Below are 12,829 nucleotides of genomic sequence, written 5' to 3' on the forward strand. Positions count from 1 at the left end.
AGGTGTGCCCGCCGGCGTGCCGGGGTAGCGGCCGGGACATGTACTTCAGCGTGGTTGCCGTGGGCCGTGAGGACGACAGTCCCATCGAGGAGCCGATACGGGTGGCGGTGGCCGCAGACCGGCTCGGCTACCGGGAGGTGTGGGCGGGGGAAGGGCCGACGTGGGACTCCTTCGTCCTCGCCGCCGCGATCGGGCGGGCTACCGAGCGGGTGACGCTGACCGCCGGTCCGGTGCCGGTGTCCGTGCGCGACCCGTACACCGTGGCCCGCGGTGCCGCGTCGGTCGCGGCCCTGGTCGGCAGGCCGGTCGGAGTGGCGCTGGGCACCTCGAGCAAGCGGGTGGTGGAGGGCGTGCACGACCGGCCCAGGACGCGCCCCGCGGCCGTACTGGAGGAGAGCGCGGCAGCCGTACGGCGGCTGATGCACGGCGTTCCGGGGCAGCCGGTCGTGCCGGGCAGCACGTTCCGCCGACGGCTCCCGGCGCCCGGTGGCGCGCTCACCGTCGCCGCCTTCGGGCCCCGCGCGATCGCCACGGCCGCCGCGCACGCCGACCGCATGCTGCTGGACGTGGTCTCGCCGGAGCAGGTGCGGGCGTTGCGGGCGCAGTTGGACGCGGCGGCAGAGAAGGTCGGCCGCACGCCGCCGACGCTCGCGGCGTGGCTGCCGGTGGCCGTCGATCCGGCGCCGGAGTCGCTCGCGCAGGTACTGGGCAGTATCGCCGGATACCTGACCGTGCCGGGCTACAGCGAGGTGTTCGTCGAGGCCGGTTTCGGCGAGGCGGTGATGCTCGCGGCGACCGGGGCCGACCCGGAGACCCTGCTGCGCGCCCTCCCGCCGAAGGCGGCCGCCACGCTCGGTCTGGTGGGCGACGTGGACGCCGTACGGGCCAGGATCGACACGTATGCCGAGGCGGGCCTGGACGAGATCGCCCTCGTTCCGGCGACGGCGGGGGATCCGGGCGGCGAGCGCTCCCTGACGGCCCTTATGCCGGCCTGATGTTGTGGTTGAAGCGGAACACGTTGTCCGGGTCGTAGCGGCGTTTCAGCGCGGAGAGCCGGCCGGCGTTCTCCGCTCCGACGCCGGCCGTGACCCGCTCGGTGCCCTCGTCGCCGATGAAGTTCAGGTAGACCGCACCGGTGCTCCACGGCCGGGCGTCCGCGCAGGCGTCCCGGACCCACTGGATGCACCGCTCGTCCTGCGCCGGGTCCTCCCACATCGCGAAGGGGTGCACGGCCCACGGCGCGTCCCGGTAGGGCACGGGGTAGTCGCGCGGACCCGCGGCGATCGCGCCGCCCAGCGGGAACAGCACATGCATGGTGCCGGTCGGCACGGGCAGGGACTGCGCCCGGGAGCAGTAGACGTCCAGGAAGTCGTCCGGCGCACCCGTCAGGTACTCCGCCGACCAGTAGTTCCGCATCCCCGGCGGATCGTCGAGCATGCACTGGACATCGGCGTACGGCATCGCCCCCATGACCTCCGCCTCGTGCGGCAGGGCGAGCAGCGGCTCGGCCAGCTTCAGCATCTCCTCCTCGGGCCCGGCGTACGTCAGCAGCGCACCGCACAGGAGCGTGCCGACCAGGTGCGGCGGTACGAACTCCTCGGGCGGGCCGGTGATGTACAGCACACCGCCGCTCGCCTCGTCCGGGCCGACGGAGATCAGCTCGCGGTAGGTGCGGACCACCTCGGGGCCGAACTCCGGGAGGTACAGCAGCAGTGCCATGGAGAACTCGGGCAGGGCGTGCAGCTCGAGGGTGAGGGCGGTGGCGACGCCGAAGTTGCCGCCGCCGCCGTGCAGACCCCAGAACAGCTCCGGGTTCTCGTCGGCGCTCGCGTGGACCCGCTCACCGTCCGCGGTGACGAGGTCGGCGCCGAGCAGGTTGTCGACGGCGAGCCCGCACCAGCGGTCCAGCCAGCCGGAGCCGCCGCCCAGGACGAAGCCGCCGACGCCGGTCGTGGACACCCGGCCGCCGGTGGTGACCAGGCCGTGCGGCTGGCAGGCCCGGTCCAGGTCGCTCATGGTGGCGCCGCCCGCGACCCGTACCGCCCCGGCCGCGGGGTCGACGGTGACCGTACGCAGGTGGCGGAGGTCGATGACGAGTCCGCCGTCGTTGAGTGCCATGCCGGCCACGCTGTGCCCGCCGCCGCGCACCGCGATCGGCAGGTCCAGGTCTCGTCCGAAGCGCACGGCCCGTACGACGTCGTCCTCGCTCATGCACTGCGCGATGACCGCGGGCCGTCGGTCGATCATCGAGTTGAAGACGGTCCGGGCCTCGTCGAAGCCCGGATCACCCGGGGCGAACACGTCGCCGACCAGATCCTCGCGCAGCGCGGTGATGGCCGCGCCCGCCTTTGACGGGGATGCCATGGGGGCGCCCCCTTCCTTGCGGGGGTGATGGCACCAGCCTAGGCGGGCTTTGGCCAACGGTCCTGTTCAACCGTCGGACGTCACCGATCGGTAAGGGTCAACCGCCGTACGCCCCCGAGGCCGTCAGCCGCAGTGCCGTGTCGATGAGGGGGACGTGGCTGAAGGCCTGCGGGAAGTTGCCGACCTGACGCTTCAGTCGCGGGTCCCACTCCTCGGCGAGCAGGCCGAGGTCGTTGCGCAGGGCCAGGAGCTTCTCGAAGAGCTTGCGGGCCTCGTCCACGCGGCCGATCATCGCGAGGTCGTCCGCCATCCAGAACGAGCAGGCCAGGAACGCGCCCTCGTCACCCGGCAGACCGTCGAGGTTCTCGTCGTCGCCCGAGGTGGTCGGGTAACGCAGGATGAAGCCGTCCTCGGTGGACAGCTCGCGCTGGATCGCCTCGATGGTGCCGATCACTCGCTTGTCGTCCGGCGGCAGGAAGCCCATCTGCGGGATCAGCAGCAGGGAGGCGTCCAGCTCCTTCGAGCCGTACGACTGCGTGAAGGTGTTGCGCTCCTTGTCGTAACCCTTCTCGCACACGTCCCGGTGGATGTCGTCGCGGAGGTCGCGCCACTTCTCCAGCGGGCCGTCCGCGTCGCCGGACTCGATGAGCTTGATGGTGCGGTCGACGGCGACCCAGGCCATCACCTTGGAGTGCACGAAGTGCCGGCGCGGGCCGCGCACCTCCCAGATGCCCTCGTCCGGCTCGTCCCAGTGCTGCTCCAGGTAGCGGATCAGCTTGAGCTGGAGCAGGGAGGCGTAGTCGTTGCGGGCCAGGCCGGTCATGTGGCCGAGGTGCAGCGCCTCGGTGACCTCGCCGTACACGTCGAGCTGGAGCTGGTGCGCGGCGCCGTTGCCGACCCGGACCGGGGCGGAGTTCTCGTAACCCGGCAGCCAGTCCAGCTCGGCCTCGCCCAACTCCCGTTCGCCCGCGATGCCGTACATGATCTGCAGGTTCTCGGGGTCGCCGGCGACCGCTCTGAGCAGCCACTCGCGCCAGGCGCGGGCCTCCTCCCGGTAGCCGGTGCGCAGCAGCGAGGACAGGGTGATGGCCGCGTCGCGCAGCCAGGTGTAGCGGTAGTCCCAGTTGCGGACGCCGCCGATGTCCTCGGGCAGGGAGGTGGTGGGGGCCGCCACGATGCCGCCGGTGGGGGCGTACGTCAGCGCCTTGAGGGTGATCAGCGAGCGGATCACCGCCTCACGGTAGGGGCCGTGGTACGTACAGTGCTCGACCCACTCGCGCCAGAAGTCCTCCGTCGCCTCCAGCGACTGCTCGGGCTCCGGCAGCGGGGGCGGCTGCTTGTGCGAGGGCTCCCACGAGATGGTGAACGCGATCCGGTCGCCCGGGGCGACGGTGAAGTCCGAGTACGTCGTCAGGGACTTGCCGTAGGTCTCGCAGTCGGTGTCGAACCACACCGAGTCCGGGCCCGCCACGGCGACCGTGCGGCCTTCGTGCTTGTGGACCCACGGGACGACACGGCCGTAGGAGAAGCGCATGCGCAGGGCCGAGCGCATCGGGACGCGGCCCGAGACGCCTTCCACGATCCGGATCAGCTGCGGGGCGCCGTCACGCGGGGGCATGAAATCGGTCACCCGGACCGTGCCGCGTGGGGTGTCCCACTCCGACTCCAGGATCAGGGAGTCGCCGCGGTAGGTGCGCCGGGCCGCGGTGGGGGGCTCGGCGTCGGCCGCGTGCGCGGGACCGAGCCGCCAGAAGCCGTGTTCCTCGGTGCCCAGCAGGCCGGCGAAGATGGCATGCGAGTCGAAGCGGGGCAGGCACAGCCAGTCCACCGTGCCGTCCCGGCAGACCAGGGCAGCGGTCTGCATGTCTCCGATGAGTGCGTAGTCTTCGATGCGCCCGGCCACGTGCAACTCCAGTCGAACGGCCACGTCACCCCCTCAGGGAAAAAGGGGGCTGTCGCTTGGTGCGGTCAAGGGGGTCGTTGTAATGCGTCGTTGAGCGGTGAAGCAAAACAGTCCTGCCGCCGTGAGGCAAAACGACAACTGTTGCTCAACGAACTGACGAGCTCTCGTTGTTCCGGCGCCTACGGGTGGGGGTGGTCCCGTGTTTCCGGCCGGGCTCGGCAGCGAGTGTCCGAGCAGGATACGACGCACGTAGATGATCTGTGTGCCGCTCCGGGCAACGCGGGTGGGCCGAACGGGTGAGCAACGGGTGAGAAACGGGTGTGTTCGTGCGGGTCCGTGTCGGCACGTGTGCGGAGCGTGGCCGGAAGCCATCTCCTCGCGGCGCTGATACCCTGGTAGCCCGTGGACCGGTGGGCGCCTGACCCCCGAACCGCACCTCCAGATCGCGACCACGGGAGCCTCCTCTTGGCCATGACCGCTGCTTTTCGAAACAGCACAGCCACGACGACCAAGCACATCTTCGTCACTGGGGGTGTCGCCTCCTCGCTCGGCAAGGGGCTGACGGCCTCCAGCCTCGGCATGCTGCTCAAGGCGCGGGGCCTGCGCGTCGTGATGCAGAAGCTCGACCCGTACCTCAACGTCGACCCGGGCACGATGAACCCCTTCCAGCACGGTGAGGTGTTCGTCACCAACGACGGCGCCGAGACCGACCTGGACATCGGCCACTACGAGCGCTTCCTCGACCGTGACCTCGACGGCTCCGCCAACGTCACCACCGGCCAGGTGTACAACACGGTGATCGCCAAGGAGCGGCGCGGTGAGTACCTGGGCGACACCGTGCAGGTCATCCCGCACATCACCAACGAGATCAAGCACCGCATCCGCCGGATGGCGACCGACGAGGTCGACGTCGTCATCACGGAGGTCGGCGGCACGGTCGGCGACATCGAGTCCCTGCCGTTCCTCGAGACGGTCCGCCAGGTCCGGCACGAGGTCGGCCGGGACAACGTCTTCGTCGTCCACATCTCCCTCCTCCCGTACATCGGACCCTCGGGTGAGCTGAAGACGAAGCCGACCCAGCACTCGGTTGCGGCACTGCGCAACATCGGTATCCAGCCGGACGCGATCGTGCTGCGCTGCGACCGCGAGGTGCCGACCGCGATCAAGCGCAAGATCTCGCTGATGTGCGACGTCGACGAGTCCGCCGTGGTCGCCTGCCCCGACGCCAAGTCGATCTACGACATCCCGAAGACCGTGCACGGCGAGGGCCTGGACGCCTACGTCGTCCGCAAGCTGGACCTGCCGTTCCGGGACGTGGACTGGACGACCTGGGACGACCTGCTCGACCGCGTCCACAACCCCGACCACGAGATCACACTCGCGCTGGTCGGCAAGTACATCGACCTGCCCGACGCCTACCTCTCGGTCACCGAGGCGCTGCGCGCGGGCGGTTTCGCCAACAAGGCGCGCGTCAAGATCAAGTGGGTCACCTCCGACGACTGCAAGACCCCGGCCGGCGCCGCGGCGCAGCTCGGTGACGTGGACGGCATCTGCATCCCGGGCGGCTTCGGCGACCGCGGTGTGCTCGGCAAGGTCGGCGCGATCAAGTACGCCCGCGAGAACAGGATCCCGCTGCTCGGCCTCTGCCTGGGCCTGCAGTGCATCGTGATCGAGGCCGCGCGGAACCTCGCCGACATCCCGGACGCCAACTCCACCGAGTTCGACGCGGCCACCGGCCACCCGGTCATCTCCACCATGGCCGAGCAGCTCGACATCGTCGCCGGCGAGGGCGACATGGGCGGCACCATGCGGCTCGGCATGTACCCGGCCAAGCTCGCCGAGGGCTCCATCGTCCGCGAGGTGTACGACGGCAAGGAGTACGTCGAGGAGCGGCACCGGCACCGCTACGAGGTGAACAACACCTACCGGGCCGAGCTCGAAAAGAAGGCGGGCATCCTGTTTTCCGGCACATCCCCGGACGGCAAGCTCGTCGAGTACGTCGAATACCCGCGTGACGTCCACCCCTATCTGGTCGCCACGCAGGCCCACCCGGAGCTGCGCTCGCGTCCGACGCGTCCGCATCCGCTGTTCGCGGGCCTGGTGAAGGCCTCGGTCGAGCGGAAGACTTCGAAGTAGCACGACAGTTGTACGGTGGCCGGGGCGCGCGCATTCAACGGCGAGTGCCCCGGCTTCTTTTGTGCACGTGGGGAAGGACAGGGCATGACGATCAAGGACACCCCGGAGGAGTGGGAGATCCGGGCCACGGAGACCCCCTTCGTGGGCAACAAGACCTCCGTCCGCACGGACGAGGTCGTCATGCCCGACGGGTCGGTGGTCGGCCGTGACTACCAGGTCCACCCGGGTTCCGTGGGCGTCCTCGCCCTCGACGACGAGGACCGGGTCCTGCTCATCCGGCAGTACCGGCACCCCGTACGGCAGAAGCTGTGGGAGATCCCCGCCGGACTGCTCGACGTGCCCGGTGAGAATCCGCTGCACGCGGCCCAGCGGGAGCTGTACGAGGAGGCACACGTCAAGGCGGAGGACTGGCGGGTGCTGACCGACGTCTACACGACGCCGGGGGGTTGCGACGAGGCGATCCGGATCTTCCTCGCCAGGGGGCTGTCCGAGGCCGAGGAGGAGCGGTTCGAGGTCGAGGACGAGGAGGCGGACATGGAGCACGCGCGTGTGCCGGTTTCCGAGCTGGTGCGGGGGGTGCTGGCGGGGGAGTTGCACAACAACTGCCTGGTCGTGGGCGTGCTCTCGCTGGTGGCCGCGCGCTCCTCCGGAGGGTTGGACGGGTTGAGGTCGGCTGAGGCGGAGTGGCCGGCGCGGCCGTTCGAGAGCTGAGCCGATGCGGGTGGCGCCGTAGTGGTGTCTGACCGTCGCGGGATGCGGGTCCGATGCGGCTGGTCGCGCCCACGCGGCGGAGCCGCATATCGGTACAGCCCCGCGCCCCTGTCGGTACTCCGGTGCCGTAGTGCCGTAGTGCCGTAGTTCCTATGATCCGTTGATCCGATCGGGGGACTCCATCGTCGTGCTCCACCAGGAACGTTGCAGAGCGTGAACTAGGCTCTTTATGCCCGAACCGGGGTCACCGGCGGGCTTTGCGCGTGCGGTGGACGGGAGTGTGGCCCGTGACGGATCAGGCGGTGGACGCAGGCGGCTTGAGGCTGTCGGGCGAGGGTCGGTTCCTGGGACGGACGCGGGAGTTGAAGGAACTGCTCGCCGACATCGAGCGGGCCGGTCTGGACACCATCGCGGGCCGGAAGGCGCCACGCGCGCGTGTGCTGCTCATCGCGGGCCGCCCCGGCTCCGGCCGGACCGAGCTCGCCGAGGAACTCGTACGGCAGGTTGCGGAGCGTTACGACGGGGTGCTGCGCGCCCGGCTGAGCGACTCCGACGGCACCCCCGTCCCGGTCGGGAACACCGCCCGTGAACTGCTCGCCGCGCTCGACGTGTCGGCGCCCGCCGGAGCCGCCGAGGAGGATCTCACGGCGGTGCTGCGCGAGGCCCTCGCCGACCGGCGGACACTGCTCCTGCTCGACGACGCGGTGGCCGCCGAGCAGGTGGACGCCCTGCTTCCGGATACGCCGGAGTGCCTGGTCGTGGCCGTTTCCGGGGGCCCGCTGACCGGGATCGCGGACGTCCGTCCGTGCACCCTCGGCGGGCTCGACACCAAGGCCGCGCTGGATCTGCTGTCCCGGCACACCGGGTCGGTCCGCATCACCGTCGATCCGCGTACCGCCGAGGGCCTCGTCGAGGAGTGCCAGGGTCACCCCGCCGCGCTGATGCTGGCCGGGGGCTGGCTCGCAGCCCGCCCCAAGGCCGCCGTCGCCGATCTGGCCAAGCACCTGCATGCGGAGAGTGACGAAGGGAGCCCGCTCAGCCGGGTCTTCAAGCTGGTCCACACGTCCCTGTCCACCCCCGCCGCCCGGATGCTGCGACTGCTCTCCCTCGCCCCGGCCGGCCTCGTCGACCCGCACACCGCCTCCGCGCTCGCCGGCTGCTCGCTGGACGGCGCCCGCTCCACCCTCGACGACTTCGTCGCCCTCGGCCTGCTGCACGCCGTGGACTCGCCCTTGCCGCAGTACATGGTCCCCGGCTGTCTGCACCCGCTGCTCAAGGCCCTCGCCGACGCCCGGGAGCGCCCGGCCGAGCTCCAACTGGCCCGCGCCCGCATGCTGGAGCGGACCGTACGGCTGCTCCAGTCCTCCCGCGCGATCACCGAGACCGACAACCCCGACGCCCGCGAGAAGCTCCAGGACATGCCGCGCTCCCTGCGCTTCCCGAGCCCCAGGGCCGCCGAGGACTGGCTGCGGGTCCGGAAGCCCGCCCTGCTCGCCGCGGCCCGCCTGGCGGTCGCCGACGGTGAGCTGGACACCCTCGCCCGGCGCCTGATGTCGCAGCTCGTGCGCACGATGGTCGCTCACTTCGGGATGAAGGCCGCCGCCCCCGACCTCTACGGCATCCACGGCCTGGTCCTGGACGTGGCCGAGCGGCGTGCCCTGCCCCGTGAGAAGGCCGCCGCCCTGCTGAACCTCGCCGACCTGGACGCCCGGACGGGCCGGACCCGGGAGGCGCTGGCCCGCTACCGGGAGGCACTGGACGCCGGACGGGAGGCGAACGACCCGTATGCGACCGGCCGCGCGATGGAATCCGTAGGCGGCGCGCATCTGGAGCTCGGGGACTACGACCGGGCCGCCGACTGGTTCGGCCGGGCCCTCGCTCAGCGGCTGGCGCGGGACGAGCGCGCGGAGGCCGCCCGGCTGTACGGCCGTATCGCCGCCGCGCACACCTGTGCGGGCCGTTACGGCGAGGCGGTCAGGAACTGGCGGGCCGCGCTCGCCGGGCACCGCAAGAACGGCGATGTCGCAGCCCACGCGCGGGCGTTGAGCGAACTGGCCCGCGTCCAGGAGTACGCCGGACACCCCGAGGAGTCGCTGCGCACCTGCCAGGAGGCCGTCGAGTGGGCCGGGCGCGCCGAGGACGTCCGGCTGCAGGCCGCGCTCGAGTTGCGGCTCGCGGACACGCTGGACCACCTCGGCGATCCCGCGGCCGCCCGGCTGCACCGCGGCGCCGCCGAGCGGCTGCTGGGTGAGGAGCTTTCCCAGGGCGAACCCGGGGCCCAGCAGGCCGTCGAGCCGAAACAAGACGCTGATGCCTGCGAAATCCGTAGTACATCCGCTGAAGATTGATGCAATGAAAGGCTAGACAGCGGGAACACCTTCATTAGACTGGCTCTGCCGCACCTTCTCCTGCGGTGTCTCCTGGTGTGCTCGTGCATGCCTGGGTATGTGTTGTATTGCCCCACATCCACTGAGCCAAGGACCGTGATCCACGTGAAGGTCGGCATCCCCCGCGAGGTCAAGAACAACGAGTTCCGGGTGGCCATCACCCCCGCCGGTGTGCACGAACTGGTGCGCCACGGCCACCAGGTCGTCATCGAGCGGGGCGCCGGCCTCGGCTCCTCCATCCCGGACGAGGAGTACGTCGCCGAGGGCGCCCTGATCCTGGAGACCGCCGACGAGGTGTGGGCCACGGCCGACCTGCTGCTCAAGGTCAAGGAGCCCGTCGCCGAGGAGTACCACCGCCTGCGCAAGGACCAGACGCTCTTCACCTACCTGCACCTGGCCGCCTCCAAGGAGTGCACCGACGCGCTCATCGAGTCCGGTACCACCGCGATCGCCTACGAGACCGTCGAACTGCCCTCCCGTGCGCTCCCGTTGCTCGCCCCGATGTCCGAGGTCGCGGGCCGGCTCGCCCCGCAGGTCGGCGCCTACCACCTGATGCGCTCGGTCGGTGGCCGCGGTGTCCTCCCGGGCGGTGTCCCCGGCACCCAGCCCGCGCGGGCCGTCGTCATCGGCGGCGGCGTCTCCGGCTGGAACGCCACGCAGATCGCCGTGGGCATGGGCTTCCATGTCACGCTGCTGGACCGCGACATCAACAAGCTCCGCGAGGCGGACAAGGTCTTCGGCACCAAGGTCCGGGCGATCATGTCCAACGCCTTCGAGCTGGAGAAGGCCGTCCTGGACGCCGACCTCGTCATCGGTGCCGTCCTCATCCCGGGCGCCAAGGCGCCGAAGCTGGTCACCAACGAGCTCGTGGCGCGGATGAAGCCCGGAAGTGTCCTTGTCGACATCGCCATCGACCAGGGCGGCTGCTTCGAGGACTCCCGTCCGACCACCCACGCCGAGCCGACCTTCCGGGTCCACGACTCGGTCTTCTACTGCGTCGCCAACATGCCCGGCGCGGTGCCCAACACGTCCACCTACGCGCTCACCAACGCGACGCTGCCGTACATCGTCGAACTCGCCGACCGCGGCTGGGTGGAGGCGCTGCGCCGGGATCCCGCGCTGGCCAAGGGTCTCAACACCCATGACGGCAAGGTCGTTTACCGGGAGGTCGCGGAGGCGCACGGCCTGGAGCACGTGGAGCTGGAGACGCTGCTCGGCTGAGCCTGTGACCTCGCCGGATGGCTAAGTCACCTTTTCGTAAAGGCGATACGTCAACAAGGCGCGTCAACGACGTACGCACGGCCGGACCTTGCCCGAGAAGGTCCGGCCGGATGTGTGTATGGTCACTTTGCGACTCTCGGTCAACTCGCGTCGAACGTAACCCTTGAACCGATTCGTACACCGGCGAAACCTGCCGTGCGACTGCCGTACGCCCTTGACAGCGGGATGTTTCATTGCCGACACATCCTGCCGGGTCCGGCGGATTGTGTTGCTGTGAACACCCGACACGCCATAGAGTCGCCAACCGTCGGCATGGTGCCACGCTGACCTTGTCTAGAAGTTTCCTGGTCACCAAGGAGGTAAGACGACTTGTGAATGAGTCGACATTTCTTCCCGGGGGTGGTCAACCAGGAATGCCCGCCGAGGCCCAGGGCCCCGCGGGCTTCGAGGCTGTCGGCTCCGTCGCGGTGCGCACCTTCGCAGCCCATCAGAGTCCGCGCACCGTGCGGACAGCACACCAGAGCATGGATGGCCATCACGTGAACGCCATGGCCGGCGACGGAAGTGGCGCGCCCCACAACCACTTCGCCGACTACGACGAACTGCCCGAGGGGCACTTCTACGACCCCGACGCCGAGTACGAGCCCGATCCGGAGTACGCGGCGACGCTCGCGCCGGACGCGGCCCGTCAGCGGCGTGAGCGCGTGGGTCCGACCGGACGCCCGCTGCCGTACTTCCCGATCCCGGGCCCGCTGACCAGTCACGGACCCGCGACGATCATCGCGATGTGCAACCAGAAGGGCGGCGTGGGCAAGACGACGTCGACCATCAACCTGGGTGCGGCACTCGCGGAGTACGGCCGACGCGTGCTGCTGGTGGACTTCGACCCGCAGGGCGCGCTGTCGGTGGGGCTGGGTGTCAACCCGATGGAGCTCGACCTCACCGTCTACAACCTGCTCATGGAGCGGGGCATGGCGGCCGACGAGGTCCTGCTGAAGACCGCGGTCCCCAACATGGACCTGCTGCCGAGCAATATCGACTTGTCGGCGGCGGAGGTCCAGCTGGTCTCCGAGGTCGCCCGTGAGTCGACATTGCAGCGTGCCCTGAAGCCGCTCATGGCCGACTACGACTACATCGTGATCGACTGTCAGCCTTCACTCGGTCTGCTCACGGTCAATGCTCTGACGGCCGCGCACAAGGTGATAGTGCCTCTGGAGTGCGAGTTCTTCGCCCTGCGAGGGGTCGCACTGCTGACGGAGACCATCGAGAAGGTCCAGGAACGGCTCAACCCGGATCTGGAGCTCGACGGCATCCTCGCCACCATGTACGACTCGCGCACCGTGCACAGCCGTGAGGTGCTCGCGCGTGTCGTCGAGGCGTTCGACGACCACGTCTACCACACGGTCATCGGGCGCACGGTCCGCTTCCCGGAGACCACGGTCGCCGGTGAGCCGATCACCACGTACGCCTCCAACTCCGTCGGCGCCGCCGCCTACCGTCAGCTCGCCAGGGAGGTGCTCGCCCGGTGTCACGCCGAGTGAGTCTGCCGGGGGCCGACGAACTGTTCCGTACGACAGGGGGGATGGCGCTCCAGGCGTCCTCTCCCCGGCGGGGGGCCAACGGCGAGGCCCGGGTACCGGCTCCCGCGGGGGAGTCCGACGCGGCGGCGGCCGAGGACGCGCCGCAGTCCGTCCCCGCCCGGGACGGGGACGGCGACGGGGCCGAGCACGTGGCGGTCGACGCCGAGTCGGCGGAGGCGGGCGAGTCCCGTATCCGGGCGGCTGCCGCGGAGCGCACCGCCCGACGTCAGGAGGCGCAGGAAGGTTCAGCCCAGGCCTCCGGCGGTGCCCAGCAGCGCGGCAAGCGCGGCCGGTCTCCCTCCCGGCGGCCCAGCGGGCGCGAGCGGCACGACGAGAAGATCACCGTGTACGTGTCGGCCGAGGAGCTCATGGATCTGGAGCACGCCCGTCTGGTGCTCCGGGGTGAGCACGGGCTCGCGGTGGACCGTGGGCGGATCGTGCGCGAGGCGGTCGCCGTGGTGCTGGCGGATCTGGAATCACGCGGGGACGCGAGCATTCTCGTCCGTCGGCTGCGCGGGCGGTAGCGG

General features: G+C 70.3%; 9 protein-coding genes. 7 read left to right on the top strand and 2 right to left on the bottom strand.

The window, feature by feature from the left end:
- Window positions 1-38 precede the first annotated feature (38 nt).
- The gene (locus ACFYRX_RS11295) at window positions 39-995 is read left to right on the top strand and encodes an LLM class F420-dependent oxidoreductase (RefSeq protein ID WP_389098258.1); all 957 of its coding nucleotides are present in this window, start codon (window positions 39-41) and stop codon (window positions 993-995) included.
- Here ACFYRX_RS11295 and ACFYRX_RS11300 read toward each other — a convergent pair.
- Both ACFYRX_RS11300 and ACFYRX_RS11305 read right to left on the bottom strand, forming a co-directional pair.
- Window positions 982-2,364, bottom strand: coding sequence for an FAD-binding oxidoreductase (locus ACFYRX_RS11300; protein WP_389098260.1), 1,383 nt, complete (start codon window positions 2,362-2,364; stop codon window positions 982-984). The two genes, ACFYRX_RS11295 and ACFYRX_RS11300, sit on opposite strands and share 14 nt — an antisense overlap.
- Window positions 2,365-2,461: 97 nt before the next feature.
- A complete protein-coding gene (locus tag ACFYRX_RS11305) occupies window positions 2,462-4,267 on the bottom strand; it encodes a glycoside hydrolase family 15 protein (RefSeq protein WP_389099078.1) in 1,806 nt (601 codons plus the stop codon).
- Window positions 4,268-4,738: 471 nt separating this feature from the next.
- Between ACFYRX_RS11305 and ACFYRX_RS11310 the strand changes: the two genes are divergently transcribed.
- The 6 genes from ACFYRX_RS11310 to ACFYRX_RS11335 all read left to right on the top strand — a co-directional run bounded on the left by ACFYRX_RS11310 (window position 4,739) and on the right by ACFYRX_RS11335 (window position 12,826).
- Window positions 4,739-6,403: a CTP synthase gene (locus tag ACFYRX_RS11310; RefSeq protein ID WP_389098262.1), complete on the top strand. Its 1,665-nt coding sequence runs from the start codon at window positions 4,739-4,741 to the stop codon at window positions 6,401-6,403.
- An 84-nt stretch (window positions 6,404-6,487) separates the two neighbouring features.
- The gene (locus ACFYRX_RS11315) at window positions 6,488-7,114 is read left to right on the top strand and encodes an NUDIX domain-containing protein (protein WP_389098264.1); all 627 of its coding nucleotides are present in this window, start codon (window positions 6,488-6,490) and stop codon (window positions 7,112-7,114) included.
- A 287-nt stretch (window positions 7,115-7,401) separates the two neighbouring features.
- Entirely contained in the window at window positions 7,402-9,462 is a 2,061-nt protein-coding gene (locus ACFYRX_RS11320) for a tetratricopeptide repeat protein (RefSeq protein WP_389098266.1), read from the top strand.
- Window positions 9,463-9,606: 144 nt separating this feature from the next.
- Entirely contained in the window at window positions 9,607-10,722 is a 1,116-nt protein-coding gene (gene ald / locus ACFYRX_RS11325; RefSeq protein ID WP_389099080.1) for an alanine dehydrogenase, read from the top strand.
- A gap of 413 nt (window positions 10,723-11,135) precedes the next feature.
- Entirely contained in the window at window positions 11,136-12,263 is a 1,128-nt protein-coding gene (locus ACFYRX_RS11330) for a ParA family protein (RefSeq protein ID WP_389098268.1), read from the top strand.
- On the top strand, window positions 12,248-12,826 hold the full coding sequence (locus ACFYRX_RS11335; protein ID WP_389098270.1) for a hypothetical protein: 579 nt from the start codon (window positions 12,248-12,250) through the stop codon (window positions 12,824-12,826). Before ACFYRX_RS11330 ends, ACFYRX_RS11335 begins: the two co-directional genes overlap by 16 nt.
- The last annotated feature ends 3 nt before the right edge of the window (window positions 12,827-12,829 follow it).

The sequence above is a fragment of the Streptomyces sp. NPDC005374 genome (genome assembly GCF_042872225.1).
Lineage (GTDB): Bacteria > Actinomycetota > Actinomycetes > Streptomycetales > Streptomycetaceae > Streptomyces.

Bases quoted from the DNA above. Each gene is read 5' to 3' on its own strand.
- ACFYRX_RS11295 (WP_389098258.1), top strand. From the start codon at position 39: ATGTACTTCAGCGTGGTTGCCGTGGGCCGTGAGGACGACAGTCCCATC.
- ACFYRX_RS11300 (WP_389098260.1), bottom strand. From the start codon at position 2,364: ATGGCATCCCCGTCAAAGGCGGGCGCGGCCATCACCGCGCTGCGCGAG.
- ACFYRX_RS11310 (WP_389098262.1), top strand. From the start codon at position 4,739: ATGACCGCTGCTTTTCGAAACAGCACAGCCACGACGACCAAGCACATC.
- ACFYRX_RS11315 (WP_389098264.1), top strand. From the start codon at position 6,488: ATGACGATCAAGGACACCCCGGAGGAGTGGGAGATCCGGGCCACGGAG.
- ACFYRX_RS11330 (WP_389098268.1), top strand. From the start codon at position 11,136: ATGCCCGCCGAGGCCCAGGGCCCCGCGGGCTTCGAGGCTGTCGGCTCC.